Origin of the sequence: Paenibacillus sp. FSL R7-0333, from assembly GCF_038000365.1 — a bacterium.
Taxonomy (GTDB): Bacteria; Bacillota; Bacilli; order Paenibacillales; family Paenibacillaceae; genus Paenibacillus_AQ; species Paenibacillus_AQ silagei.
In genome coordinates, this window is the sequence record NZ_JBBOBZ010000001.1 from 3,709,215 (window position 1) to 3,735,780 (window position 26,566).

20 protein-coding genes and 1 pseudogene are annotated in these 26,566 nt (G+C 50.6%); 20 read left to right on the plus strand and 1 reads right to left on the minus strand.

Translation table 11 applies throughout. The features are described 5' to 3' along the window. Positions 1–170: 170 nt before the first annotated feature. The 20 genes and pseudogenes from MKY86_RS15395 (at position 171) to MKY86_RS15490 (ending at position 25,620) form a co-directional block, all read left to right on the plus strand. Positions 171–5,507, plus strand: a complete 5,337-nt coding sequence (locus MKY86_RS15395) for a sugar-binding protein (protein WP_340827154.1) — start codon at positions 171–173, stop codon at positions 5,505–5,507. Between the two features lie 267 nt (positions 5,508–5,774). Next, positions 5,775–6,923: an AMP-binding protein gene (locus MKY86_RS15400; RefSeq protein WP_340827155.1), complete on the plus strand. Its 1,149-nt coding sequence runs from the start codon at positions 5,775–5,777 to the stop codon at positions 6,921–6,923. Continuing rightward, entirely contained in the window at positions 6,916–7,197 is a 282-nt protein-coding gene (locus tag MKY86_RS15405) for a phosphopantetheine-binding protein (RefSeq protein ID WP_076075034.1), read from the plus strand. The genes MKY86_RS15400 and MKY86_RS15405 overlap by 8 nt, the downstream gene beginning before the upstream one ends. Before the next feature lie 26 nt (positions 7,198–7,223). Next, a complete protein-coding gene (locus tag MKY86_RS15410; protein WP_340827159.1) occupies positions 7,224–7,496 on the plus strand; it encodes an acyl carrier protein in 273 nt (90 codons plus the stop codon). A 1-nt stretch (position 7,497) separates the two neighbouring features. Next, a complete protein-coding gene (locus MKY86_RS15415) occupies positions 7,498–8,445 on the plus strand; it encodes a DUF6005 family protein (RefSeq protein ID WP_076075028.1) in 948 nt (315 codons plus the stop codon). Further along, complete coding sequence (locus MKY86_RS15420; protein ID WP_076075025.1) at positions 8,408–9,781, plus strand: glycosyltransferase family 4 protein; 1,374 nt, start codon at positions 8,408–8,410, stop codon at positions 9,779–9,781. The genes MKY86_RS15415 and MKY86_RS15420 overlap by 38 nt, the downstream gene beginning before the upstream one ends. Next, a complete protein-coding gene (locus MKY86_RS15425; protein WP_076075023.1) occupies positions 9,768–11,564 on the plus strand; it encodes an ABC transporter ATP-binding protein in 1,797 nt (598 codons plus the stop codon). The genes MKY86_RS15420 and MKY86_RS15425 overlap by 14 nt, the downstream gene beginning before the upstream one ends. Next, positions 11,561–13,105 carry a class I adenylate-forming enzyme family protein gene (locus MKY86_RS15430; RefSeq protein WP_076075020.1) on the plus strand — a complete coding sequence of 515 codons (1,545 nt, stop codon included), beginning with the start codon at positions 11,561–11,563 and terminating at the stop codon, positions 13,103–13,105. The genes MKY86_RS15425 and MKY86_RS15430 overlap by 4 nt, the downstream gene beginning before the upstream one ends. After that, positions 13,089–13,346: an acyl carrier protein gene (locus MKY86_RS15435; RefSeq protein ID WP_076075017.1), complete on the plus strand. Its 258-nt coding sequence runs from the start codon at positions 13,089–13,091 to the stop codon at positions 13,344–13,346. The genes MKY86_RS15430 and MKY86_RS15435 overlap by 17 nt, the downstream gene beginning before the upstream one ends. Beyond that, positions 13,343–14,485 carry a phenylacetate--CoA ligase family protein gene (locus tag MKY86_RS15440; RefSeq protein WP_076075015.1) on the plus strand — a complete coding sequence of 381 codons (1,143 nt, stop codon included), beginning with the start codon at positions 13,343–13,345 and terminating at the stop codon, positions 14,483–14,485. Before MKY86_RS15435 ends, MKY86_RS15440 begins: the two co-directional genes overlap by 4 nt. 4 nt (positions 14,486–14,489) lie before the next feature. Further along, a complete protein-coding gene (locus MKY86_RS15445; protein ID WP_076075012.1) occupies positions 14,490–15,482 on the plus strand; it encodes a hypothetical protein in 993 nt (330 codons plus the stop codon). 46 nt (positions 15,483–15,528) lie between these two features. Next, positions 15,529–16,341 (plus strand): sugar phosphate isomerase/epimerase family protein, encoded by an 813-nt coding sequence (locus MKY86_RS15450; protein ID WP_340827830.1) that lies wholly within the window; start codon positions 15,529–15,531, stop codon positions 16,339–16,341. Further along, the gene (locus tag MKY86_RS15455; protein ID WP_076075007.1) at positions 16,338–17,624 is read left to right on the plus strand and encodes an ATP-grasp domain-containing protein; all 1,287 of its coding nucleotides are present in this window, start codon (positions 16,338–16,340) and stop codon (positions 17,622–17,624) included. The genes MKY86_RS15450 and MKY86_RS15455 overlap by 4 nt, the downstream gene beginning before the upstream one ends. Continuing rightward, positions 17,621–18,892 (plus strand): hypothetical protein, encoded by a 1,272-nt coding sequence (locus tag MKY86_RS15460; protein WP_076074990.1) that lies wholly within the window; start codon positions 17,621–17,623, stop codon positions 18,890–18,892. Before MKY86_RS15455 ends, MKY86_RS15460 begins: the two co-directional genes overlap by 4 nt. Positions 18,893–18,922: 30 nt before the next feature. After that, on the plus strand, positions 18,923–19,978 hold the full coding sequence (locus MKY86_RS15465) for a hypothetical protein (RefSeq protein WP_076074988.1): 1,056 nt from the start codon (positions 18,923–18,925) through the stop codon (positions 19,976–19,978). A 125-nt stretch (positions 19,979–20,103) separates the two neighbouring features. Further along, positions 20,104–20,862 (plus strand): annotated as a pseudogene (locus MKY86_RS15470) (IS4 family transposase); the annotation flags it as partial. A gap of 132 nt (positions 20,863–20,994) precedes the next feature. Further along, positions 20,995–21,846, plus strand: a complete 852-nt coding sequence (locus MKY86_RS15475; RefSeq protein WP_076074982.1) for a hypothetical protein — start codon at positions 20,995–20,997, stop codon at positions 21,844–21,846. A 1-nt stretch (position 21,847) separates the two neighbouring features. Beyond that, a complete protein-coding gene (locus MKY86_RS15480) occupies positions 21,848–23,338 on the plus strand; it encodes a hypothetical protein (protein WP_076074980.1) in 1,491 nt (496 codons plus the stop codon). Positions 23,339–23,646: 308 nt separating this feature from the next. Next, positions 23,647–24,159, plus strand: coding sequence for a hypothetical protein (locus MKY86_RS15485; protein WP_076074977.1), 513 nt, complete (start codon positions 23,647–23,649; stop codon positions 24,157–24,159). 885 nt (positions 24,160–25,044) lie between these two features. Beyond that, positions 25,045–25,620 carry a dihydrofolate reductase family protein gene (locus MKY86_RS15490; RefSeq protein ID WP_076074975.1) on the plus strand — a complete coding sequence of 192 codons (576 nt, stop codon included), beginning with the start codon at positions 25,045–25,047 and terminating at the stop codon, positions 25,618–25,620. A gap of 18 nt (positions 25,621–25,638) precedes the next feature. Here MKY86_RS15490 and MKY86_RS15495 read toward each other — a convergent pair whose 3' ends face one another. After that, on the minus strand, positions 25,639–26,532 hold the full coding sequence (locus tag MKY86_RS15495) for a LysR family transcriptional regulator (protein ID WP_076075722.1): 894 nt from the start codon (positions 26,530–26,532) through the stop codon (positions 25,639–25,641). Positions 26,533–26,566: the final 34 nt, after the last annotated feature.

Consider the following 26,566-nt stretch of genomic DNA (forward strand, 5'->3'; position numbering starts at 1 on the left):
CCTTGAATAAATTGTGAAATTCTACATAGGGTGAAATAACAACTAATTTATGGAGGAGGAAAATATGAAAGCGCTATTATATTCGCTGCGATGAAGTAAGCTGTTGAAGCCTTGGTGTTTACGATATGGGTAAGCCGTGGGTGCACGGATCGAAAAAAGGAGGATTTTCAATGATATCAAAACGATTTGGCAAAATGCTCGTGTTCCTATGTTGCTTGCTAATGGTGGCGTCACTAATGCCTGCCAGCTTTGCCGCCGCCACTGACAACAACGAGTATACAGAAGCACTTAATGGCGACAGCAGTTCTACAGATCTTACAAGCTTGCAGACAAATGAAACGCCTACCGCCATTTTTGGAACTCCCGAACTCGGGTCAGACGACCCGCTGTGGGCTCTGACAATGGAGCATCTTATCAACAAAAGCACTGTACCCGGCGACCCCAGGCCCCATTCCACAGGCACAGCCAGGATCCTTTGGGACCAAGATTACCTTTATGCTCGCGTAGTCGTGGAGGATAGCAATCTATATCAGGGACCCGGCAATGATTATCAGTACGACGGCCTGGAGTTTTATGCCGGCGCCGGAACCCAAGGCGCGAATCAATGGCGCATCAGCGCAACGGGCGTGTTTTCAGGGCAAAACGCTCCGGGCAGAGCTGCGTGGACTGAGATCACGGACACAGGATATATCGTGGAGATGAGAATCCCTAAAAGAACCTTGAACTTGCAGGCAGGCCCGTTTACCTTTGAAGTTTATATCAATAACTCGTCGGAAAAGGGCGGTGACCGCTATGAAGTCGTTTCCTGTTTCGGAATTCCGGACGCGGCTTACAACAATGCTGCTTCTTATACAAACAGCCTGAATCTCATTGCCGCTAGTGGAGCGGACGAGAGATTCTCAATCACCGCCACGGCGGAATCGGGCGGCCGAATAACGCCGAACGCACCCGGCAATGTTCTGAGAATAGCTAGCGGCTCAGACAAAACCTTTACGGTTACCCCCGATTACGGCAAAATTGTAGATACCGTAAAGGTAGACGGAGAGGACGCAGTTCTATCCGATGATGGCACTTATACCTTTTCAAATATTGTCGCTAACCATACCCTTCAAGTGACATTCAAAAATGATTCGACCGCGGAGTTGCTCCCCTTTATTGTATGGAATGACAACTTCACGCGTGGCGAGTACACGACGGCTGTCATCATTGACTTAGGCGAAGGGAAGGCGGCGGAAGGCTCCAAGCTTAATCCGGACTTGTTTACCGTTTCGGCCAGGAACACGACCCTGAACGGCGACTCGGTAACCTTTGAAGGGACGCGCAAGATCACTAGGGTATACGCCAATGACGAACCGAAGGTACGCGGCTATCTGGGGACGGTAAGTCGTTCACCGGATTATCAGGACGGACTGGAACGCGGCCGTTACATCGTACTTGAGTTTGAGTTTTATTCAGAGAGCGGCGGCAATATAACGCTGGATGGCAACATGAACTCAACAAAACAGGTTTACAGCGTCGTCCAAAACGGCGAGATCTCACTGACCGAAGGGGATCCGCTTAACTACGCGGTTTTTGAACAGAAAAAAGTTGTGAATCCGATCCTTGATCAATTTACAGCACCTACGGGCAATTCGGTCAATCGCGCGCTCTACCTTCACAAGGATGGAAACGGTGAAGTGTCGCGGGGCTTGCCGCTGTATGTCTATACCCACGGCATGGGACGCGGCGGCACAAGCGCTGCGACTGACCCAAAAGCGGCGATGAAATCCGCGAACGGCTCGGTAGCTCTAATGAAGAAAATGGAAAAGTCCCCCGAGAAATACGCCAGCCATATCCTGAATATTTCCTATAATGGCACGAGTACTCCCTCCACAGCCAATGTTAAGAAGGTTATAGATGACCTGGTTGCCAGCGGTGCAGTAGACCCTAACCGTATTTACGCGGCGGGCTTCTCATGGGGCGGTCAGTATACGAACAGCTTAATTAACGCTTATCCCGGCTTCTTCGCGTCCGCCGCACCTATGTCTCCGGTAAGCGGCTCACCGAACGCGAACGCCAACTACGTTCACACCAACCTGGCCTATTGGATGTTTATCAATGAGTATAACGTTGGAGTATACCAGACTAACCTCGCTAACTTCATAAACACCAATATGCCAAAAATGATCAACGCGAGAGCTTCGCGCTTTGAGAGCAATGAGGCTCTTGTATGGCCTTACAATCAATTTGATCAGCCGAATCAGAAACCGAATCCGAACCATTCACCTGCCCTGAGTGATTCGGTGGCGCACGAAGTGGAAGCGGCTGTTCTTTACAACGACATAACGATGGGGACGTGGAGCATAGCGCCAACAGCGCAGTCCTCTAACTTGCCGGCTTGGAACAATGACTACACTGACGTCTTTGATTGGATGTTCGCGCAGACCGCAGCAAACAATCGGCCTGTTGCCGGATACGGTTCACCAGTATTGGGCACAAACGACAAACTGTGGGAACAAGCTGTGGAGTTTGACATCAACAACAGTAGCGCACCCGACCAGAAGATAGGCCCCAAGGCCACCGGCAAAGCCAAAGTATTTTGGGACGAAGACTTCCTGTATGCACGCGTTGTGGTTACAGACCCGAATGTGTGCGTCGGTCACACGCCTGGCACTGAGTACATGACCGACAGTGTGGAATTTTATGTCGGTGACGGAAGAAGTGGCTCAAACCAGTGGCGTATTGGCGCAAGCGGTATTTTCTCAGGTCAAGCCGCTGCGGGCCGCGACGGTTCAGTTACACGAACGGATACCGGGTATATCGCGGAAGTGAAGATACCTAGAAGAACCATTGAATTCACGAGCAATTCCCCGATTACGTTTGATGTGTACATCAATAACTCAACTGGTGCAGGCAATGACCGTTATGAGGTTGTATCCGCTTTAGGTAAGCCCGACGCGGGTTATGGCAGTTCTGACAGCTTCAAGAATAGCTTGCTGCTGCTTGGGAGCTCCACGGTAACCAGACACCCCGTTAACGCCACGGCAGGATTAAACGGCACCATCTCGCCATCCGGCTTGATTCGGGTAGCTGACGGCGGAAGCCAATCCTTTACATTCACACCGATCGGCGGTTATGTCGTGGATACTGTAACTGTAAATGGCGAGTCTGTAGAGATTGCAAACAATACCTATACCTTGAATAACGTGAACACCGATGACAAGGTGATCCATGTTACCTTCAAACCCGATCCGGCCGCAACGTTACTTAACTTTATCGTATACAATGATAACTTTGCCACCGGAGAATTTACCACAGCCGTTATCATCGATCTGGGTGCGGGAAATGAAGCTGTGGGTGCCGATCTTAGTTCCAACCTGTTTACAGTCTCGGCGAGGAATACTCTGCTGAACGGTAACCTGGCATATCAAGGCACACGCACCGTCAATAGAGTATACGTCAATGACGAACCTAGACCCAGAGGGTATAAGGGTGTGAACCAGAACTCCCCTGATTATCAAGCTGGACTGACTAAAGGCCGCTACATCGTTGTAGAATTGGAATTTTGGACATTAACCGGCGGACAGTCCACTTTGGAAGCATCCAAATCCACCGTCCAGAATTACAACATTGTATCTAGTGGCGATATCAAGCTTGATGGCAAGGCTGCCATTGTTAAGTCGTCTTTCGCACAGTCAGGTACCGTTAATGAAATCATCGACAAATTTGAAGTGGGTCCCAAAATTGACAAAGCGGAAGCGATGCAGTATGGACTCTATATTCATAAGGACGGCAACGGCGTTCCGGTAAATGGGCTTCCCCTTTACATCTACGCTCACGGTTCTACCCGCGGCGGTACACAGGACGGGGATACCTTTGCGCCCATCAGGTCCGCCAACGGAGCCACCGCGCTTATGAAAAAAATGGAGAAGAACGCTAAATACGCTAGTCATATCATCGCTTTGCGGGCTCAAAACAACGTTCAGGCAACACCCGCTACCTTAAAGGCTTATATCGATGATCTGGTAAGTAAGGGACTTGTTGACCCCAACCGTATCTACATGGCAGGCTTCTCTATGGGATCCGCTTATACGAATACTTTCTTGACGACATATCCCGATTTGCTCGCAGCCGCGGCGCCTATGTCTTTTCCACCATCAATCAACGCGAAACAAGCAGAAACTCTTAAAAACTTTGCATACTGGTCCTTCGTTAACACAACTGATTCTTCAACAATAAAAACAGGGGCGGAAACTTATATAGCGAATATAATGCCCCTATTGGAAAACGCTAGGCACACATTCATCGACAGAAATGAAATATTCGTTTGGCCTTATGACCAATGGACCAAGGCGGAAGCACCTGTTAATGGAACCAATTGGATTCCTTCCGGCCATGAGATGGAAGCTTCAGTTCTGTGGAACAATATTTCAGGGTACACGGATACATTGTCCAATGTAGGTTCCAACAAGGAGTGGAGCCTTAAGCCTACAGCGCAGTCCTCTAAGTTGCCGACTTGGAACAACGACTACACTGACGTCTTTGATTGGATGTTCGCGCAGAGAAAAACGAGCGTACCCGGTGCTTCTGGTGGCAATACCAGCAATACCAGCAGTTCGGGCAATACCGGAAATACGGGCAATACCAGCACTGGGACAGTCACTGGATCGTTGAAGCCGACCTACACAGTGAACACACCGAAGGATAAGCCCGCGGTCACGGACAAGAACGGCAATACCATCCTGCCCGGCGGCGGCGAGATTACGACCAAGGGCGGGACGAAGATTAAGGTACCCGAAGGCACGACTATAGACTCAAAAGGTAAGGTGACCATTCCGGCGGGCAAGAGCGCCGAAGTGACACTACACGGCGGCGCGAGTGCCGGCTTAGACAAAGGCATGTCGCTGAACATCCATGAGGGTACGGAATTTGTATTCGATGACGACACCCCGCTGGGCTTCCTCGTGGTGTCTGGCAATCCTTTCAGGGATGTCAACATGGACGACTGGTTCTACAGCTACGTAAACTCCGCCTACACATACGGTCTTTTCAACGGCACGACGTCCACGACGTTCTCACCGGGCACCTCAATGACGCGTGCGATGTACGTGCAGGTACTGGCCAATCTTGAGAACGTAAACCGCTCCAGCTACACGAATTCCCGTTTTAGCGACGTGACGGATGGGCAGTGGTACACGGCAGCAGTCGAGTGGGCGGCCGAAAGCGGCATCGTCAACGGTATAAACGCAGACCTGTTTGAACCCAATTCACCGATTACACGCGAGCAGATGCTGGTGATGCTGTACAATTACATGAAGTACAAGGGCTATGAGATACCTGAAAGTCAATCTAAGTCCTTCGCGGACGAGAGTCAAATCAGCTCATGGGCGTTGAAGGCCGTTCAGGCACAGCAGGGCATCGGAATTGTATCAGGCAAGCCGGACAACTTCTTTGCCCCCCAAGCCAATGCCACCCGCGCTGAAGTAGCTACTATCTTTATAAAGTTCATCGAATATCTCGCTAAGTAAAAGCGTAAACAGAAACATGCGGACCCTTTCGGCTGAGCAAAATCCAGCCGGAAGGGTCTCTTTTTAGCAATCCTGACTACAAGGGAAGGAAAACGTCGTTATGTGGCGAAAATACCTAAAGAAGTAAAATAATCTCATGGGAAAGGAGACCCCATGTTCATTGTTAATAAAGAACATTATGACCAGCATGAACTGGAACGTCGAATAAACGCGATATACGCATTATTGGGTTCCTCTGTTTGGAAGGAACGGCGGACAGCTGTATGCATGAAGGAGCCCGCGAATATTCTGGCCGCCACGGAGCTGATTATTAGGAATGAGGGTTCGGTGCTTCTGATCAACGGCGATACCCCGATTGAAAGCGCTCTCCGTCAAGCCGAAGACGCAGGCTGTACGGGTCTGCTGACCGAAGCAGGAGGCAGCGCCGTCTTTCACCCTCTACACTCACGCCTGGATCGGATGAATGGGGAGCCGTCCTTGCTTCAATTCAGCTCCGGCACGACCGGCGCTCCCAAGCTAGTGGAACGGTCTTGGTCTCATGTGCAAATGGAAATCGAGGCCTACAACAAGCTGCTGCCCTGCAGCGGGGAGGATCAACCGATCATTCTGGTGCCCGTGTCCCATTCCTTCGGATTCATCACAGGCACGCTTTCCGCACTTAAGCGCGGTGTAGAGCCGGTTATCGTGACGGACAAGAACCCCAAGTTCGCCCTGCATCTCATGCAGCAGCATGATCGCCATGTGGTGTATGCGGTGCCCTTCCTCTTTCAAATTCTGCTCAGTCTGATGAGAGAGAAGGTGCTGCTTAGAAAGCTGGTATCCTCTGGTTCCCCGATGTCTGCAGAACTGCTGAACAGGCTTGGGGGTGCAGAGGTGGAGGTGATCCAGCAATACGGGTGCTCTGAGGCGGGCTGCATCTCGCTTGGCGACCGGCCCTCCGATTCTACGGATGCCGGGATGCTTCTGGAGCATATGGCAATGGAAAGGGCCGGAACCCGGGAGCAGCCGGATGAAATCATCATAGCCACAGGCGGACGCCGGATTCATACCGGAGATTTGGGATATTGGCTCGGCGGCAGGCTTCATGTTCAGTGCCGGATGGATGATCTGATTAATGTGTCAGGACTGAAGGTAGCTCCCTCCGAGGTGGAGGATGTCATCCGGAGGCTCAGCGGCGTTCAGGAAGCTGTCGTGCATAAGGCTCCGCATCCCGTCTGGGGGGAAGCTGTCAAAGCTCGAATCGTCCGGAAGGGCGATGCGCTGTCTCAGGAGGAGGTGAAGAGGTGGTGCGCGCGGTTTCTGCCTGCTTATAAAGTTCCGGGCTTTATTGCTTTTACGGAGGACATTCCGAAGACGGGTACAGGGAAGGTTATGCGAAAACAATTGGTAGAAGAGGAGTATGGTATTCATGGATAAGGAACAAACGGTAGCTCAATTGAGGCAGGTCATGTCCGAACAATTGGAGCTCGCTCTCCCGGACGTCATTAAAGAGGAAGACCGGCTGTACGAAGATTTAAACGTAGATTCGATCATGGTACTCCAATTGGTGGTCTACATCGAGGAAGTGTTCAACGTAACTGTTCCCGAGGAGGATTTGGATCCTGCCGTCTTCCAAACGGTCGGTTCTTTAGTCGATTTCATCCATGCCCTAAAGGGGGAGCCCATCGTCCAAGTGGAAACCAAATCTTAAGATCATAGAAAAGGATGGATATGATGATGAACGTGAATGAACAGGATATCATACATTTCGTGATTGACCGGGTGGCCGATTTGACCTCCAGACCGGAGCTGGCGGAGGAATTGAATGGGGACTCCCCATTGGAGGATGCAGGCGTGGATTCGGTGCTGCTGGTCAACCTGATGATGCAGATTGAACAGCAGTACGAGATTTTTTACGAGGACGACGAGCTTCTGCAGGAGAACTTCGCCACCGCGCGCTTGATCTCACAACGCATCTTGGCCAAACGGGCCGTTCAAACCGGGGGTTGACGTGAAACAAGCCCATTGCTTTCTGAACGGACTCGGTTATGGCTTGGAGCAAGCCGGATGGGATGAACGTCCGCTCTATATCGGTGCTTGGGACGCGCCATTCAGCGTTACGGAGGACGGCAAGCTGACCTATTTCTCAGCGGACATCACCCCATCGGAATATTTGCGGCTGTTCACCCGCCTGTACGGGGAAGGGGCCGTGGAGTGGTATGATTACGGGGCCGAAAAGCTCGTCAACCTGAAGAAGTTTCTGGAGGTCCTGCGGCGTTATCCGGAGCTTCCTGTTTTGGTACAGCTCGACCTGTTTCATATGCCCTATCAAAAAAGAACGTTTCAAACCATGCATCAGCCCCATTTTGTCATCGTACACGGAACGCGGGGCGATCAATTCGTGGTATACGACCGCTATTTTGAGTGGGAAGGGTTAGTGGCCGCGAGCCATGTACACGATGCTTTTCTAAGCAATGAGCTGGGCGGGGGACTGCTGCTTCATCCCGAATGGCTCCATGCGCCGGACGCTCACGAGGTGGCGAGAATCTTCGAGGATACAATCGAGACCGATCCGGGTGAACGGTCGCTAACCGGCACGGTGAGGCGGAGGATTATGCAGACGGTGGAGTCGCCCGATATGTATCCGCCCGGGGCCTTGAAGGATGCTGTATCCCAGCTCGGCATCCTCTCCAAACGCAAATACAGCTACGGGCTGCTGTATCAATATTTTTCGGAAGCGCTTAATCAAGGTGCGGAGCTGTATCAGGCGCAGCTGGAAGGCTTCATAAAAATGTGGAGCACGCTCGCCTACCTGGCGATCCGTACGTCCATGCCGGGACGAACCGGGGAAATCGGACTGCTGGTGGATAAGGTGGAGCAGCTGCACAGGACGGAGCAACAGCTGAAGGAGGAATTGACCGATGTCTATCACCGCTGGAAACCTCGATTTGCATGCTGAGTGCAGACCTAGGGTGGGCTGCTTCGACGGCCATTCCCCCCGGTTGAACGAACGGGTGATTGATGACCAATGGACAGGGTACCTGGCTGAATATACGGAGCTCATCCGCATTCCGCCGGTGCGCTTTGCCAAGATCTTCGGGGGTTCGCTTCGCCAATTCTCCAAGCAGCCGATGTCTTCACTTCCGCAAGCATCGGAGCGGCTGGCCCGCTTATGCGAGGAATACGGAATCGATACGCTTTATGTGAACGCTCCTTATTTCATGCCTTTCCTGATGCTGGTTCGGAGCTTCGCCAAGCTTCCGCTTCGCTTCATGGTTATCGCCCATTCCGTCGCATCCGCCCGTTGGCTGACAACCTGGCTGTCCTGTGCGCCTTGGATTACAGAACAGGATGTGCTGCTTGCCAGTACAGAATCTTGCAGACAGGCGCTGGTTAATCTCTCCCCCCGGTATGCGCATGCCCATAAGATCCCGTTATGCATCGACACCTTGCTGGCCGCGGAGCCGGTTCGGCCGCTTGCCGGTAAACGTCTGTTATCCATCGGCCGGCTGGAAGAGGTAAAGAACATTCATGTGCTCTTAGAGGCTATGGCGGAAATCAAGCAGCGTGTCCCGGACACGGTATTGACGATTGCCGGAGAATATACGGGGGCTGTGCAGGAAGCTGACCGGTATCAAGAACGGCTTGAAGCCATCGTAGCGAAATATAGACTGGAGCAAGCCGTGGAATTTACAGGTCCCGTCCACGGGAGTGAGAAAGACCGCCTGTTCCGGGAATCCAGGCTTCTGGTCAACCTCTCCACCGATCCGGGAGAGACGTTTGGCTTCAACCTCCTGGAAGCGAAAGCCCACGGTCTTCCTGTGGTCTGCACCAACTGGGACGGTTTCCGGGAGCTGCTTGTTGACGGCGAGGACGGTTCCTTTGTCCAGGTAGACTGGTCCGGTGAACATCCTAAGATCGATCTGGACGAGCTGGTTCGCTGCTGCACCGAGGTTCTGCTGGATGAGAAGTTTCACGGCAATCTCTCGCAAGGCGCGCGGCGCAACGCTCTAATGTACGACTATCGAACCATCATGCCGCAGATCAGGAGGCTCCTGAATGCTCCCCTTGGACAGATAGCGGGTGAGGCGGAGGAGACCGCCCTGCTGGAAGCTTCTATGAGAACGCTTAACGAAATCTATCATTGCAGCTTATTGGAAGCGACAGGCTGTTTGAGTGAATCGCCGCTGTCGGTTCTGGATTGGCAGCCGCCCGGTGACACGGAGGAATGGATGCGCAGGGTGAAGCCGCTTATTCAACATTTTGCCGGGAGGAACCATCATGCACACGTTTAAACTGTTCCGACGTCTTGCTCCCTACGTGAAGATCAAATGGAATTTAACCTTGATCGCTTATGTTTGCACGTTCCTGCAATTGGGACTCGTCATGCTTCAGCCCTTAATCTTCGCCTATCTGATCGACCACGTGCTGATTGAAGGAAACCGTGAGCTGATTGTCCCGCTGCTTAGCCTTTCCTTGGGAATAGGTGTTCTCTCCATCGTGTTCCTGTTTATCCGCGTAGGTCTGTTCCGCTATCTGGGCATCTGTAATATGCTGGATATCCGGGACGAGCTGTTGAAGCATGTCCGGCAGATTCCCATTCCGGAAATTCAGAAGCAAGGACCCGGGAAATTCACGGCCTTGCTCGGGATGGATACAGCTACGATGGGTAATTTCCTCAATCACATTCTGGTCGAGATTACCTCACAGCTGTTTATGATGCTGATATCCCTCGGAATCCTGTTCTATATGGACTGGCGGCTTGGCATCATTGCGACGCTTAGCATCCCCTTCCTCTTATGGGTGCCAGGGCTGTTCCGCAACGCTGTGGTGCGTTATTCGTCCGACGTTCGAACCCACAATGAAGAGATCGGAGCCTATCTCTATGAAGCGATCGAAAGCTCGCAGGAAATCCGGGCTTTAGGACTAGAGGGATGGGAACGGAAGCGGAATGAAACGATGTACAAGGGGCTGGTGAAGGCCAGCACCCGGGAAACGCTGTATGCCGTTATGTCGTTTCAAATCAGTGGTTTCGTGATTAGCCTGATCCTGGCTGCCATCTATTGGATCGGCAGCTATCAGGTGCTCCACCAAGTGTTGACCGTTGGCATGATGGTTGCCTCCGTAACCTATCTGCAAAACGCTCTGAATCCGGTTCAGCAGATTAACAACTTTTTCAGAGAGCTTCAAGGCGCGGAAGTTGCAATGGGCAGAATCGAGCAATTCATCCAGACCCCGATCGATCTCTATTCGGAAAACGAGAGGAAGCAGGTTTCGCCTGCAAGGGAGCCTCAGCTTGAAGCAACGCCGTCCGATATCGAAGTGTGCAATCTGCGCGTCGGGTACGGTGGAACGGAAATCTTGAAGGATCTATCACTGTCGCTGTCTCCGGGCAAGGTTTATGCTTTCGTCGGGCGAAGCGGGTCTGGGAAATCCACCCTTTTCCGGGCGCTTATCGGGATGATGCCCGTTCTCGAAGGTGAAATTCGCATCGGCGGACAGAATCTGGAGGAGATGACCCGCAGCGCGATCAGCCGCAAGGTTGGCATCGTGTTCCAGGAGCCTTACTTGTTCCGGGGCACCCTTATGGAAAATATTGCTGTCGGGAAGCTGGACGCGACGGAGGAGATGGTCATGCAAGCAGCCCTGAATGCGCGGCTCGGATTTCTGCTGGATCAACTGCCGGAAGGACTCGACACGAAGATTGACCATAAAGGCTTCCAGCTATCTGGCGGACAGCGGCAGAGGCTGGCTATTGCGCGTGTCCTCTTGCACAATCCCGATATTCTTATCCTGGACGAACCAACCTCCGCCTTGGACCAGCTTACGGAGATTGAACTCATGGATTCTATACGCCACGCCATGGCGGGCAAGACGGTTCTGGTAGCGACCCATCGCCTGCAAACTATTATGAGCGCGGACCGTATTCTGGTGATGGAGAACGGTTGTCTGGTGGCGGAAGGCGACCACGAAGAGCTCATGAAGCAATCGGCTGAGTATTATGCTATGGCATCGACCTTCGAGCGCGATACATCTGTGGCCGGACAGGCATCTCATAAAGAGGGGGTTCTGGCATGAATGGCACAGGCACGCTCAGGGAATTGTTTCAACGTGCACGAAGGCATGACCGGGGAATCACTTACGCGGCACGAAGCGGCGAGTCCGCTTGGACAAGTTATGCGGAACTCGGAAACCGCATGGACCTTCTCGCTGAACGGCTGAAGCAGGAGCAGCTGCGACCGAATTTTATCGGGGCCGTCTGGATGGCTCCGACGCCGGAGTGTCTGGCTGTCATCGGGGCAGTCATTTTGGCGGGAGGCATTCCGCTCCCCATCCACAGCTACATGCCGGGACAGGACATGCTTCGCCTCATCCGCAAATTTGAACCCGAAGCTGTGTTCGTCTCGGAAGAGAAGCTTCCAATCCTTGCGGAATGGAACATGCAAGGGGAAGAGTTGCCATTCTGCCTGTATGCAGGTATGGCAAGCGGACCGATTGCAGGAATCAGCGCCGCTCCGCGGCCGGTACGCCGGTACACGCCGCCAGAGGCCGCGCGTATGATATTCCTCTCCTCCGGTTCGACGGGAGAGCCGAAGGGTATCATGCTGAGCGACCACAACATGCTGTCCAATGTGAACTCGATCCTGGACTACACGACTCTGTGCCACCAGGACATCGTTCTGCTCTCGAAGTCACTGGGGTATTGCTCGACCATTGTTGGGGAATGGTTTGCCGCCATGGCCTCTGGAGCCAATCTTGTGCTAAGCGGGGGCTTCGTGCATCCCTTCGAGATGATCCAGTGCGTCCGTACGAACAAGGTGACCTTCTTATGCACTGTGCCGTCTGCGATCCTGCCTCTAATCCATTCCGCCAAATGGGCGGAGGAGGATCTGCTCACGCTCCGGCAGATGCTCATTGTCGGCGGCCCGATGCCCGCCGTCATGCTGCTTCGTTTGGCTGACCGTCTGCCTCACGTGCGGCTGACTCCCTCCTATGGACTGACCGAAGCCTCTCCGCGCGTCTCGTATTTGCCCTACGCTCAGTTGAGGACGAAACCGCAATCCGCCGGGATACCCATTAACGGCGTCGAGCTGGCCATCGTTCAAGGCGGAAGGGAGGCGGCAACAGGGGAGAGTGGAGAGGTGGTCGTTCGGGGGCCGAATGTGATGATCGGCTATTATGACGAATCGGATCGCACCCGCGAGATCCTAGGCCCCCTCGGCCTGCATACCCGGGATACCGGGTATCTGGACGAGGATGGATATTTGCACTTGACCGGGCGAACCGATAACGCTCTCCTTGTCGGGGGACACACGGTGTACCCGGAAGCGGTCGAAAGCGTCCTATTAAGCTTGCCTGGGGTGGCGGACGCTGCGGTGGCGGCCGTAGAAGATCTTCAATGGGGACATCGTCTGATTGCCGTGATAGTATCCGCAGCTTCCACAGAGCCTGTCAGCAGCCCGGAACTGCATGCCTGGTGCGTAAAACGGTTATCCCCGGCCTTGCGTCCCAGGGAATTCCGCTTCGTTACGGCTCTGCCCAGAACAGCCAGCGGAAAGCTGGATCGCAAAGCCCTGAAATCTATGGTGAAGGAGGAAGAGCATGTCCATAGAGCATGAAGATATACTCTTTAAGGTGAGAGAAACGATAGCCGCTGTGGCCAAGAGGCTAACAAGCGAGGTCGAGCTGGACCATGCTTTGGTAGATGATCTGGGAATCGACTCCATTCAAATACTGGAGCTTCTGTCGGCTCTGGAGGATACATTCGGCTTTGAGCTGGATGTGGACGATATTCGCCCGGAATCGTTCCGAAGCGTCCAGGCCGTATTGCATTTTGTAGAACGCAAGGTGACTTCATGAAGGTGTTCACCCCGGGCCATTTGCAAGAGCTGGCCGACGAATTGCGCCGGACGTACCCGTTTTATAACCCTTATACAGACGTTGATTTCCATCAGCTGCCGATTACAGACAAACACTTGATCGCAGGCAACCGCGCCCTTTTCGAACATCCCGATGCGGGGCGGGTGATCGAATCGTTCACCTCGGGAACTACCGGAGTGCCGCTGCGCTGCGTGAAAACCCCGGAGGAGATATGGACACTCTCGCTGACCCTGTATAAGCATAGAAAAAAGTGGGGGCTGCCGACCAGGCACCGGATGCTGCTGCTGAGCAACCGTCTGCTGGCGGAGCCCAGGTCCCTTAGACATTATGCAGAACAGATGATCAGGGAAGATCCTCATTTTATCCAGGGGAGAGCTTCTGCTCTCTGCGCGTTGGCCGAATATATGCGTGACGGGGGATATTCGTTGCCGTCTTCCCTCCTGTTTACCCAGAACTGGGGCGAAACGCTGCATGGCTCCCAGAAAGAACGGATCGAGGAGGTGTTCCGCGTTCCATGCGTAGACTATTACGGTTTGGAAGAGTTCTGGTGTATCGCATTCGCAGGCCAGAGCGGCCAACTGGAAATCGATGAGTCCGCCGTATATGTGGAAATTATTGATCCGGCTTCCGGACTCCATGTAGAGGAGGGGGAATTCGGCGAAGTGTTGGTCACCTCGCTGATCATGAGAAGTCTGCCTTATGTCCGTTACCGGACAGGGGATATCGGAAGTATTCGCAGGGACCCTGAAACCGGCCGTCTCCTTCTTCAACTGCTTCCCGTTCGAACATCCCAGATTCGGCTGCCTGGAGCGCAGGTGCATTCCGCCGTCTTCCGGTATTTGGACAAGTTTTTTTGGGAGCTTGCTGCAGCCAGAGGAGTCCGCCAATTTCAGATCGTGCAGAATACGTACACCTCATTTTCCGTCCGGCTGGCGACTGAAGCCTCGCCAAGCGAGTTCGAGGACGTGCAGACCAAGCTATCCGCTTTTCTTCACCAAGCGGCGGGCAAGCCGGTGAATTTGTCCATAGACACCGTCTCAAGGCTCGAAGCCGATCCTGTCAGCGGCAAAATACCGTCCTTTGTTTGCCTTATTTCCTCAAATGAAGAAGGAGAATGAAGAAATGACGTCTCATACGGATACGCCGGATACCAAGCCGGAAATGATGAAGCTGGCGGCGATGGAATGTGCAGCTTCCTGCATCATGACCCACTTATACCGGTCCGGGGCCAACCCTGATCTGTTTCTGCTGGATTACTGGAATGTCAATTATGTATCGCGCATTATTACGGCGAGCCAGCATGTGCGATTGAACAAAAGCTTACCCTTTCTGTACGGCATCCATCTGGTTTACAAGGGAACCGGACCTGAGGCGCTAAAGCAGTCTGTTCAGTCAGGGAACCGTGCGGTAGTGAAATGCCGCCCAGCCGATCTGGATTTTTTCCCTCCCAATATGCTGAGCATGGCGGAGAGCGGATTCGAGCATTATATCCTCGCAGACAGCTTCGATGAAGCGCATGACGCCTTCAGAGTATTCGATCCCATTGTCGGCTTCAACGGCTTCCTGACCGGAGAAGAGCTTATGCGGGCATCGGCGGAGCCGGAAGAGGAGGACATCATTTTCTACGAGCTTCAGCCGGATCAAGAAGGGAAGGGGTTCGAGTCTCCCGGCAAGCGTGATATCTTCGCGTATGCAGCCAAGCGAAACTACGACATGTATGTCCGTTCTCAATACAGTTCGGGTACCGCCGCATTGGACAGCTTTGCCCGGGATTTGCAGGAATCTCTAGCTTTAAGCCCGGAACAAACCTCGAACTGGCTGAGCCAGAACTCGATCGCTATTGCTTCCTTAACCAAGCTCCGGTCTTCCATATGGAATAGCTTTGCCCAGCTGGGCGTGATGGACAAGGGGCAGGCGCTGGAAGGGATGAACCGGATCAGCGGGATCGTGAAGTTATGGACGGCACTGAATTTCCTGCTTGTGAAATACCGCAAGCACATCGGGGACGAAGCGCTGCTGCGCTCGGCTCTTGCCAGGCTGCGGGAAGTTCGGGATGCGGAGCTTCAATTCCTGGCCTGGATGAATGGAATAGGCGGTGATCTGACTGCGGTATAATCTATGCACGATTTCTTTTCGACACGAGCTGGTATCCTTCCGGGAGCTGCTCCGTTATGCTCATGATGCGGGCTTCAACGGTATAGAACTGTGGGGCGTGCATGCCAAGGCTTTGCTTCACCAACGGGGACAGGAGCTGGGAGGTATGCTGGACGAAATGTTCAGCTACGGGCTCAAAATCAACATGCTGAGCGATTATATCCCTCTCATGGGGAATATCCCAATGGACGTTCTGCTTAAGGAATGGCAGGAAACCGTACAGGCAGCCAAAGCGTTCCACACAGATAAGCTGAGGATTTTCGCCGGAAGCCTGAGCAGTCAATCTCTTGATGAGAAGGACTGGGAGCTTTGCACCGAACGTCTAAATATCCTTTGCGCCGTAGCAGAGAGGGAAGGGGTCTATACAGTGGTTGAGACTCATCCGGGAACCGCTGCCGACGGCTTAGATTCCACGCTTCAACTGCTCAGGCAAACCGGCCACCCTGCCTTGAAGCTGAATTTGGACTTTCTGCACATTTGGGAGTCGGGCGCTGATCCCCTTGCCGCCTACGAACGCTTGAAGCCATGGGTTGTCAATATCCATCTGAAGAATGTGGAATCCCGGCAATGGCTCGAAGTATTCTCTCCTAACAATATATATTCTCCGAGCGGCAGCCGCAGAGGTATCGTACCCTTGGCCGATGGAGAAATGGACTGCCAAGCCATAATGAAGCGCCTTATATTGGACCCTACCCGAGCCCCGGTATCTCTGGAATGGTTCGGAGCCATACCCTTTCAAATCTTAAAGTCGGAGCTAGGCTGGCTTAAAGGGCTGGAGTCCGATCTCAAGCTGGAGAAAGTGGAGGTGACGGGAACATGAATAACGCACCTTATGTGGAGCATCTGACCGGAACGCGCGCACCGAAGCTCTGGTACTCCAATATTAATTGGGAACAAGGAAAAGCCGCTCAAGAGATTCGCTTACCCCATATTAACAATGCGTCCGGAGATCGGCTCGTATCGCAAATGGATCTCTACCAAATTTATTTGGCTGACCGGGATGATCTTGTTCTCCTGAAAGAAGCTCCGGATCCTGAATTCCTATCTTATTTGGAAGAAGAGAAGATAGCCATACCCTCAATCGCGATTGGCGCACGGTCTGAATATACGGGTGAGTTTCGCAGCCGGATTGCTGTTCCTTACTTGATGGACGAGCAGGAGGAGCAGTTTCTCAAGGAAAGCGGAGGGAGCTGGATCGGCCCGCCAGCCCGATTGTCCGTGGAACTGAACAGCAAGATCGCAACGCGTAAATTATGCGAAGAAATCGGCTTTCCAGTCAGCGACGGTAGGATATGCGAGGGGCTTGACGCGATCCGCCGTTCTTGCGCCGAGTTGGAGGGACGGCATCCTGGAGCCCGGCTGGTTGTAAAAACCGCTTACGGTTCTTCCGGTAAAGCGCTGTTCCATATCCATCGGGGCGCGGATTTGGAGACGCTGCTCGGATATTTACAGAGGCAGATTTCTCGGGGAGGCGGGCAACCGGTTGTGACGGTGGAACGCTGGCATCAGGTCGAGCGCCATCTGACGGCACAACTCTGGCTGGGGGGAACCGATTGCGAGATCCTGGCTATGACCGAGCAGAGGATTACGGATGCAGGAGTGTACAGGGGGAGCCTTCTGAACCCGGATCTGCCTGAACCCTTGATCATAGCTTATACCGAACAACTGCAACAGCTGGGGAAATCTTTACATTCCCGGGGCTACGAGGGTTTCATCGGGGTAGACTCCATACTGGATGAAGACGGAACTTTAATACCGGTTATTGAACTCAACGCCCGTCTGACCATGGTCACGTATTTGCTGAAGATCCGCAAGCACTTGCTTGAACGCGGGTTTCCTAGAATGGAGACTCAATCCTATGATTTCAAGCTCCACCCTGGAGCCACATTTGCAGAATTTGCCGAAAAGGTGACCTCGATAAGGATCTCTGCCGAACAAGGTGGGGCATTCGTGTATGGGTTCCATCAGGATGGGGAACCGGCAGACCGTATCCGGCCTTGCAGGGTCTCGGCTCTGAGCTGGGGTGTGGACGATGAAGCTGAGAAGCTTGCCCGTCAAGGGCTGGAGGAAGCAATCATGGAATGGAGGGGAGCTGTCATATGACTATGGGTTCACAACGACTGTCTAATCAGCAGGAAGTGGGCCAACCCTTTTGGCTGGAAGCAGCCCTGCCGTTTGGATCACCCGTTTATGTATATGATGAGGGAAGGCTGGGCTCAGATTATTTTTCGCTGCGGGACGCTTTACCCAAGGATGTGACGCTATATTATTCCATGAAAGTCAACCCCAATCCGGAGGTATGCCGTCTCATAAACGGCTGGGGTTCGCCGATCGAAGTCGCATCGGTTGGGGAATATGAGATTGCCCGCTCTAACGGGGTAAATCCGAACAGCATCGTGTTTACCGGACCGGGCAAAAGCGCGGACGAGATTCATCATGTGCTTCGCCATGGGATCTACGCGATTAATGCGGAGTCCATCCCGGAGCTATTCGTCATTCACGATGAAGCTGTTGCGCATGGTATTGCCGCTCCCGTTATGTTAAGGGTCAATTTGTCTACTGGAGCTAAAGGCTCGCGTATGTCATCGGTCGGACTTGCCTCCCAGTTTGGCATCGACGACAGTGAAATTAATGAAGCGGTGCAAACCGCCATTACCCTTGAAGGGCTAGAGCTGATCGGATTGCATACGTATCAGGGCACGCAAAATTTTCACCTCGACTTTTATCGGGAGAGTGTTCCGATGATGTTCGGTCTCACTCGGCAGGTGCGTAACCAATTCGGCCTGCAGCTTCGATGCTTAGGGCTCGGCGGCGGTTTCGGCGTTCCCATGTTTGAAGGCGATGAGCCGTTTCCTGTCGAAGCTTTCGGGGCGTATCTTGCCGAGGAGTTAGAGCGCAACCGGGATTTGGAATTGGAAATGGTATTCGTAGAATCAGGGCGACGAATTGCCGCAACTATGGGGATTTATGCGGTCAGAGTGCTGTACACCAAGCTCTCCAAAGGCAAAGCCTTCGCCATTGTCGATGGGGGAACCCACCATAAGGCTTTTTCCAGCCTGATGGGACGAAGCTTCAAGCAGCCTCTGCCTCTTCAGCTTTGGAAGGCGGGGGAGCGCAAGCTATTCGAATCCGGTGAAGGAGAAGGCCGAATCTCCTACAATGTTTGCGGTAAATTGTGCACTCCCGCAGATGTGCTGCAAGTCAGCGTCATGCTCCCCCCTCTAGAGCCGGGGGATTGGATCGCGTTTCCCCATATGGGGGCCTATGGCTTAACCTGCGGCAATGTTCATTTTCTGTCTCATGCTCTTCCCAAGGAAGTTATGCTTCGCCCTGACGGTACGTTAAATGATGTGAGCTGGCTATCAACCTAATAAGTGAGTTCATCATAGGGAGTTGACCATGTGACACCTAACCATCGGATTTTGCCTTATAATGACATATGGCTTGATTGTGTCAATAATAACTTGATGTCGATTCTCATTAGTCATCATTCATCGTTCGAGAAGTTGCCGCTGACTTTTAAAACGCAGTACTGGAAAAAACTCATCAACCAGACATTCCCCGAAGACAATTTTGAAAGCTTGCTTCATCAAGGATTAATGCTGCCGAAGGTTCAATATGACACGGAACAGCTCTATCATTATCTTCGCTTTGAGGATCAGCTTCTTGAGCAATCGGATATACCTTTGCTGGATGAGATGATTCAAAGCGCTTTAGACAAGAAGAAATATGTCTTTCTCGATGTGGATCGCTTTTTTTATTCCAGTGGAAGAGAATCCGGTAAAATACATTTTATCCATCCGACCTTTATTCATGGGAAATGCGCGAGTGGGGGGGCATACACAGTAATTGAAGATTGCTTATCTCCAGGGCGAATGCACGATTATCAAACTCCACTTGAAGTCATTATGGAATCTACCCAATATCTAATGACAAGCGGCAAAAAAGTCAGATTCATAATGGTTTCTGTGCATGAAGGATCGATCAGGAATTTTAACCATGAATTTTCAGTACAGGACTCGTTTATCTCAGAACTCAGAAGCAATCTATTGGATGATAAAGTCGTTTTTCTTGAGCAATATGGTCTTCATTATCAGTTGGGACTACAAGCGTTGACCGATTATGTAGAGGAATTCGAAGAACTTGTAGGTCATTTGAATGATACCAGCATATTTGCCTTGAGAAGCAGTTCTTTTGCACAGAATCATAAGAAGAATAACAGGCTTTTTAAGTTACTAGAAGATCAATCGTCCCATACAAATCTCTATAAGAAGTTAGCAGAACAAAGCGTGGAACTAAGTCATTTATGGGAAATTTATAGAACGACAGTTATTAAAATGATCGCATCTAATAATCGTGTTCATGATCAAGCTATCGTAAAACTCGAAGAGATTGTGAAGAAGGAATATCACATGGTCCAGACGATGAAAATGGCAACTGAGGTTAGTAACTCTTAGAAAAAAGGCCGCTAATTGGTCAATGTCATTAAGTTAAGGCGCAGGACCAAAGATCAACAAAAAAGCAGGTTATCGAAAAGATAGCCTGCTTTTTTGTGTGAAAATAAGAGAAAAACACAGCCACTTCTTCTGCTTTTGTCCAACAGAGAAATAAAATCTTGCCGTCTGCATTGGCGTATTTGTTTCAAAAATTTACGCAATCCTATACGGATCTCAAGAACTACCGAGGGTATCGGTTACTCGCCATTGACGGTTCGGATTTGCATTTTGCCACTGACCCTGCGGATACTGACACCTATTTTCAAAGTCAATCGGAAGCAAGAGGCTATAATCTGCTCCATTTAAACGCCACCTATGACCTTTGCAACAGACTTTACGTGGATGCGATTGTTCAATCACGGAGATTAAGTAATGAGAGAAAAGCGCTAGGGGATATGGTTGACCGTTCCTCCATCGAGGGAAAAACGATTGTCATTGCCGATCGAGGTTATGAAAGTTACAACAATTTCGCGCATATTGAACGCAAGGGGTGGAACTATGTCATTCGAGTAAAAGATCTGGCCTCCAGTGGTATTCTCTCGGGCTTGCGTTTGCCCAATAGCGGTTCGTTTGATCAGGAGATTCATCGGGTGCTTACTAAAAAACAAACCAAAGAGGTCAAAGCTCATCCCGAAATGTACAAGTTCGTCCCTTCTACGTCTACCTTTGATTTCTTAGATCTGAAGGAGCAACTGTACTACCCCATATCTTTTCGGGTAGTTCGGTTCGTCCTGCCAGGTGGCGCTTATGAGACCGTTATTACGAATCTGTCTGAAGCAGATTTCCCACCCGATGAACTCAGGTCCATCTATAACATGCGGTGGGGGATTGAAACTTGCATTTAGCAAGAAAACAGAGATAGGTCTAACGCCATGAATACAATGATATTCTCCCGACAATATACGACAGACGATCAGGATGAAATATATTACTATGTAAAAAGACCCAGATTAATATAAAAAAAGGAGTAATCTATCATGCTAAACAGCTCTTTAAAGAAGGAAGCTATCGAGAATCTGAAATCGGCACTGCGCAAATATGAGGTTTCTTCTGAAAAGGTAAAAGGAAATGCAATCAAATTACATAATGTTCGCACTTACGGCACCGATGTTATTAAAAAAGTGGAGGCTTATATTAATACACTTGCCAACACGCCAAAGGAGTTTGCCAAAAGCATTGAGCAGGTTCGTGTTAATCTGGCCAGCTTTAAGGCGTTAAGTGAAATTTCCTATGATGAAAAAACAATGATTAAGCTGGCCGGAGGTGGCGCGGCAGCAGGCGTAGCAGCTGGTGTAGCAACAGCAGCACTAGCACCGACGGCAGCGATGGCAATTGCGACTACCTTCGGCACAGCTTCAACAGGCGCTGCTATCTCCGGACTGACGGGAGCAGCAGCAACTAATGCGGCTCTAGCCTGGTTGGGCGGCGGTGCACTTGCCGCGGGCGGCGGTGGTATGGCAGGCGGCAGTGCCCTTCTTGCCTTGGCAGGACCGGTCGGCTGGGGCATTGGCGCTGTGAGTCTTGCAGCCGGCGGTTTCCTTGCCAGCAAGAAGAACAAGGATGCAGCGATCAAAGCGGATAAAGAGCGGGTGGAGATTGTTAAAGCCACTAGGGTGCTGGAGGCTACTGATGCTGAGATTGTACACTTGAAGGAATCCACGCAGAAGCTGGCAATCGGTCTGGAACAGAGTCTGATGACCTTTACCGGTACTGCCAGATCGATCCGGTCCTTTACCGAGTTCACCCAGGACCAACGGGATATCCTGCGGGCGATCATTAATAATACAGAAAGCCTGTCAGCGTTGTTCATGAAGGAAGTTGGCAAATAAGATGGCTTCACAGGTATGGAAGAACCAGATAACTGCTGTCGGTATTGGCGCATTTAATGACTGGAAACATGAAGCTGCGGCCCGTAATATTGATCAGACTGTCAGAGATGTGCTGGCAGCTCAGGGAGAACAAGAGTCTTTTTTTGAAAATGCCTTGGGTCATATGCAAAAAATGCGCCAGTTCCTTGCAAAGCCGGATAATATCTTGGGGTCCGGGCAGACGAAGCATGGAGAAGTGGCGGAACAAATGGAAGTGCATGTGCGCAATGCCCGGGCAGCATTGCACGGCAACCCGGAGGTAGCTACCTTTGAAGGGGTTGGAAGAACAGCGCCGGAGGACTTTATTCTAAAAGGCGTTAAGGTCCAGTCGAAGTTTATCAACGGTACCAATAATACACTCAAGCATGTGCTGGAGCATTTTGATAAATATGAAAATTTATCGATGAACTACTCGATTCCGAAGGATCAATACGAGATTATTCAGACTATCCGCTCCGGCAGTATGCCGGCAGGCTTAAACGAGAAATCTGTCCGGGCCATTCTTAAGAAGGTGGAGGAACTTGAACAGCGTACCGGCCGGAGCTTCCAGAATGTAGTTAAGCCTTCTATCTCGGAATATAGTGAAGTCCAGCTGGGTAAAGCAGGCGAGACGGTCACCAAGGTTCAGGACCAGCTTGTGGATGAAAATCGGCGTATCCAAAAAGACATCCGTCAGGACGGGAAAGAAAAAGTGAAGCAGATTGAAGCGCAAAAGTCGCCTTCCATCAGGGAAGGAGTCAAAGCAGCGGGTACGGCTGCTGTTGTTTCTGCTTCCTTATCCGCAGTTACCGCCATTTACCGTAAGGTGAAGGAGGGGAAGAAGCTTCAGGAGTTTGAACAGGAGGATTGGCAGGAGATCGGGCTTGATGGAGCGAAGGCAGGAGCGAAGGCAGGCGTTACGGCCGGAACGATTTATGCACTGACCAATCTGACGTCACTCTCTGCTCCATTCGCCGGAGCAGTCGCGAGTGCCATGATGGGATTGTCTTCCTTGATGGCTGATCTAGAGCAGGAGCAAATCTCCATGGACGAATTTGTTACACAAGGACAGGTACTCTGTATCGAAGCGGGCATTGCGGCAACAGGGGGAGCTATCGGCCAGATGCTGATTCCGGTTCCGGTGCTGGGTTCCATTATCGGAACAGTAACAGCTAACCTGGTGTGGGGTTTCGCCAAGGGGAAGCTTGAGGCAAGGGAGCAGGAATTAAAGTGTATGCTTGATGCTTACACAGATTCCATACTGGCAAAAGTCGATCAGGCATATCTGGAGATCATTACCCGGATTAACCAGACTTACAGCCGTTATCATTCACTTATTGAAGCAGCCTTCGATGTGAAGGCGAATTCGGCAGTACTGGCCGCTGCTTCCGTGGATTTGGCAGTGGAGCTGGGTGTGGAGGAGTCCAGAATTTTGCGGACTGATGAAGATTTGTTTGAGTTTTTTATGGGATAACGTTGTATACAGACAGCAAAGTGAACATATGTAATGGAGGCGGCACAATGTCTCGTCTCTTTTAACATTTGAAAACATAAATAAGTTGCATATTCTCCCATTCTCTGCAAACACCAACCATGGGGGATGGCTAATGAAACAGCAAACTGTCAAAAGAAAATAAAGTATTAGACTTCCAGTGTTTCATTAAGCTAACGGGCAGGATAGCATAATGATTTCGCGAATACTGTACATAATGGCTACTTCCAATGTTTTGATTAAAAGAGAACGTGGTGGTACGCTATAAAAAACTCAATAGGAGCTTAATGATGAGCGAATTTAGTGCAAGTTATCATTTGCAGACAAGCGATCAGCAAAAAGTCGTTGAATTAATTAGAGCTTCAAACAATAAAGGATTTATTTTCCCTGAGTCTAATGGTTGGGTGACTTTTATTGTTAAGGGACCGGCATTTGGTATCCGTAAATCGATTGTATCATTAAATACAGGCTTATTAGTTCATTATTCATATATGGAAGATCACGGATGGGAACTATCCATTTTTGAGAAGGATGAAATCATATCTACATATAAGTGCGATTGGACTGATGAACTAATTATTGAGAAAGATGAGCTTGATATGGTTCTACTTAGAGAATTAATTATGAAGCAGGGTAATTCAATTGAAGACGTGGAAAAAGCTTTTGATTTAGTGAAATATGTTGGTGAAGAGCCGCCAGCTTATTTTATCGCAAATAAACTAGGATTAAGCTATTTTGAATGGTTGTCCGCTGATAACATCGGCGATGGCTCAAATTATGAAAACTTAGTAATTGTGGATTAGTCGAGAAAGAGAAGATTAAAGCCCATGAAGGTTCGCGAAGGTGGGAACGCTACTCAATTGGTATTTCCAAGTCATTGCGCTAACGGAGAACGCTAGTTCAACACGCACCAGTTGATTATTAAAACCTCTCCTTAGAAGCAAACTAGATTTAATCGCTTCTAATGGGAGGTTTTGTTATGCAATTAAGTAAGTTGTGGAGGTTATATGAAGCTGACAAGCGTATTCAAGAATTCAGTACGAGAACTTTAAAAGCATACGCCCTTCAGCACAAAATGTTGATGCAAGAGCTCGGTAATCTCGATATCACAGAGGTAATTAGATTGTGTAGTACCAAACTCCAAAGATTTTCCCTTGGAAAGAGTTAATAAGGGGACTTTGTGTCAATCAAACAAACAACACAGACATGTAGGCCAATAACAAGAGATCGTCTTATACATATGTACAAAATACGGGTTTTGTGAAGAAGTACTTATTTAAAAGTGAACCGCGACTCAATCGTATAATTAAATCATGTACTAATCGTCCTCTGACAGGATTTTGACGGTTTACATACTACGTTGTATTTATCGCTTCCATCCCAATAACGCATCAACTGTCTCATCTACCCGCGGACATAAATCCTTATCTAATAAACATAGATAACAATTGTATCATTAATTATACTGACAAGCATTATTATGACACTGCAAGATCATGTTCAGCTTACACAAGCTCATCATTCATTATGATCATACCAAATATTGTAATACTCCTAGCCAAGTTCAATCTAGAATCCTATCTTTAGTGTTGTCTCTTCCATAATCAATCCTTAAATCTTTAATATTCAAAACATAATGAGTTATACTAAGCCTAATAACCAAATTGAATATCGGAGGATCAACGAATATGAGAAAACTCGTTCTATTCCTGCACGCTTCGCTTGACGGTTTTGTAGAAGGCCCGAACGGCCCAATGGATATTAGCTGGGTTGCCTATGATGCTGATCTGGAGAGCCACGCGAGGGGAATTCTGAGTACTGCGGACACGGTCATTTGGGGTCGTGGTACATATCAAATGATGCATAGTTATTGGCCCTCCGTCCCAGCAGATCCCTCCGCTTCGCAGCACGAACGGGATCATGCGGAATGGATTGAGAAGACAGCCAAAGTGGTCTTTTCCACAACCCTGGAGAACGTTGAATGGAATAATTCCAGACTGGTCAAAGAGGACGTCGAGGAAGAGATCCAGCGTCTCAAAGAGCAGCCAGGCGAGGATATCGTCATTCTCGGCAGTCCCCGGTTCGCACACACTCTTATGCAGCTTGGCTTAATCGATGAGTATATAATCACGGTCTCCCCCGTCCTGATCGGCAGCGGCTTACCGTTATTCCAAGGTATCCAGGAGAAGACTAATCTGAAGCTTATCGAAAATAAGACGTTTGATTCTGGTGCCATAGGCCTCGTATACCAGACCATTAAATGACCTCGTCACTATTCTGGTTCAGGCAAATGTACTATCCAGCTTCACCAATCTCTCCACGAACACCTCATTCGCTCTGCTGGGAACATGACCGGTCAGCCGCACAATCGAGAAGTCTCTTTCAAGGCTCAGGCCTTGCACAGGAATTTCTATGAGCTTACCGGTCTCGATCTCCCTGCGGACCACCCACTTCGAGAGAATAGAAATCCCCAGTCCGGCAGCTACGGCCTCCTTCACGCCCTGACTGCTGTTGATCTCATAGGAGCGCATCACTCTTAAGCCCGCTTGTTCCAAAAAATGATTACTGAACGAACGCGTCCCCGAGCCGCCCTCACGAAGCACCCATATCTGATCCTGCAGTACGTTGATCTCCACCACGCCCGTTCGTGAGAGCGGGTGATTCTCAGCAGCAACGATGATCAGTTCGTCTTTCATAAAATGAACAACCTGCAGATCTGCCGCCTCGATACTTCCTTCGATCAGCCCCACTTCAATCTTATTCTCCCGCAAGGCAGACGCAATCTCTGATGAATTCGCAATCGTCATCCCCATGTCCACATCGGGATATTGCTTGGCGAAGGATGAGAACAGCCGGGGCAACACATATTCGCCAATCGTAAAGCTTGCCCCGATATGTAAGCTTCCGCTGACGGTATCATGCAGCCGGGCCAGATCCAGCTTCACGGACTCATAGAGATTCAGCATTTCCTTCGCGCGTCTATAGAACAGCTCCCCCGCTTCCGTCAACTTCACCCATTTGGGCGAACGGTTCATGAGCCTTACGCCGAGTTCCTTCTCCAGATTACGGATCTGCAGACTGACTCCAGGCTGTGACAGATGCAGAAGCTCTGCCGCCCTGGAAAAGTTCCGCTGCTCCACAACCGTTACATAGACTACCAGGGATTCAAGCATGATCGATCGCGCACCACCTTTAAGATAACAATTTATT

Coding starts and splice junctions, on each gene's coding strand:
- MKY86_RS15395 (WP_340827154.1), top strand. CDS start 171: ATGATATCAAAACGATTTGGCAAAATGCTCGTGTTCCTATGTTGCTTG.
- MKY86_RS15400 (WP_340827155.1), top strand. CDS start 5,775: ATGAAGGAGCCCGCGAATATTCTGGCCGCCACGGAGCTGATTATTAGG.
- MKY86_RS15405 (WP_076075034.1), top strand. CDS start 6,916: ATGGATAAGGAACAAACGGTAGCTCAATTGAGGCAGGTCATGTCCGAA.
- MKY86_RS15410 (WP_340827159.1), top strand. CDS start 7,224: ATGAACGTGAATGAACAGGATATCATACATTTCGTGATTGACCGGGTG.
- MKY86_RS15420 (WP_076075025.1), top strand. CDS start 8,408: ATGTCTATCACCGCTGGAAACCTCGATTTGCATGCTGAGTGCAGACCT.
- MKY86_RS15425 (WP_076075023.1), top strand. CDS start 9,768: ATGCACACGTTTAAACTGTTCCGACGTCTTGCTCCCTACGTGAAGATC.
- MKY86_RS15430 (WP_076075020.1), top strand. CDS start 11,561: ATGAATGGCACAGGCACGCTCAGGGAATTGTTTCAACGTGCACGAAGG.
- MKY86_RS15435 (WP_076075017.1), top strand. CDS start 13,089: ATGTCCATAGAGCATGAAGATATACTCTTTAAGGTGAGAGAAACGATA.
- MKY86_RS15440 (WP_076075015.1), top strand. CDS start 13,343: ATGAAGGTGTTCACCCCGGGCCATTTGCAAGAGCTGGCCGACGAATTG.
- MKY86_RS15445 (WP_076075012.1), top strand. CDS start 14,490: ATGACGTCTCATACGGATACGCCGGATACCAAGCCGGAAATGATGAAG.
- MKY86_RS15455 (WP_076075007.1), top strand. CDS start 16,338: ATGAATAACGCACCTTATGTGGAGCATCTGACCGGAACGCGCGCACCG.
- MKY86_RS15460 (WP_076074990.1), top strand. CDS start 17,621: ATGACTATGGGTTCACAACGACTGTCTAATCAGCAGGAAGTGGGCCAA.
- MKY86_RS15475 (WP_076074982.1), top strand. CDS start 20,995: ATGCTAAACAGCTCTTTAAAGAAGGAAGCTATCGAGAATCTGAAATCG.
- MKY86_RS15480 (WP_076074980.1), top strand. CDS start 21,848: ATGGCTTCACAGGTATGGAAGAACCAGATAACTGCTGTCGGTATTGGC.
- MKY86_RS15485 (WP_076074977.1), top strand. CDS start 23,647: ATGAGCGAATTTAGTGCAAGTTATCATTTGCAGACAAGCGATCAGCAA.
- MKY86_RS15490 (WP_076074975.1), top strand. CDS start 25,045: ATGAGAAAACTCGTTCTATTCCTGCACGCTTCGCTTGACGGTTTTGTA.